Origin of the sequence: Protofrankia sp. Cj3 (assembly GCF_917627355.1) — a bacterium.
Lineage (GTDB): Bacteria > Actinomycetota > Actinomycetes > Frankiales > Frankiaceae > Protofrankia.
In genome coordinates this window covers 1-800 of the sequence record NZ_CAKJTR010000324.1, presented here as the reverse complement: position 1 = coordinate 800, position 800 = coordinate 1, and the positions used below count along the sequence as shown (strand labels likewise).

Annotated in this window: 1 protein-coding gene; it reads left to right on the top strand. The window is 67.8% G+C overall.

Features of this window, described 5'->3' with window-relative positions:
* The coding region (locus tag MJ783_RS23110; protein ID WP_239313967.1) for an NACHT domain-containing NTPase at window positions 1–800 on the top strand (800 nt) is incomplete at both ends.

The window sequence follows — 800 nt, the reverse complement described above, 5'->3', positions numbered from 1 at the left end:
ACACCGACCGGGACTACCCACCCGAGCTGTACGTGCCGCAGCACATCCGGCGGGTCGACCGTACGGCCGCCGCGGTGCCCGGCCCCGCACTTGATCAGATCGTCGAATGGCTGACCACCGACGAGGCCCGGTTCATCCTCGTGCTCGGCGACTCCGGGCACGGCAAGACCTTCCTCACCCACGAACTCGCCCTAGCGTTACCCCACCACCTCCCGCACGTGAACCCGATGCTCATCGAGCTGCGGCACCTGGAGAAGTCCCTTGAACTCGACCGGCTCGTCGCCCAGCACCTGGTGGACTCCCAGATCCGCCGGCCCGACCTTGACGCGTTCCGCTACATGCTGGCACACGGCCGACTGATACTGATTTTCGATGGTTTCGACGAACTCGCGGCCCGCGTCACCTACGAGCGCGCGGGCGCGCACCTCGACACCATCCTGGCGGCCTTCGACGACCGGAGCGGCACCGGCATCGGTACCGGTGCCGGCGGCCCGGTGGCGACCGCCAGCCGGGCGAAGATCGTCGTAACGAGCCGGGCCGAGTTCTTCCTCACCGACGGTGAGGTGTTGACAAAGACCGGGGAGAAGGTCGAGCGGACGCTGGGGCGGTTCATCGTGCGGCTGACAGAGTTCACCCCCACACAGATCCATGACTTTTTGGTTGGCCGGTTCACCCGCACGCTGGCTGTGAGGTTTCCCGACCCGGCTGCCCGCGCCGCGGAGGCGGAGCGGCGGGCGGCGACCCGCCTGCAGCTGATCGAAAATGTACGGGACCTCCCCGACCTGGCACGTAACCCCCGA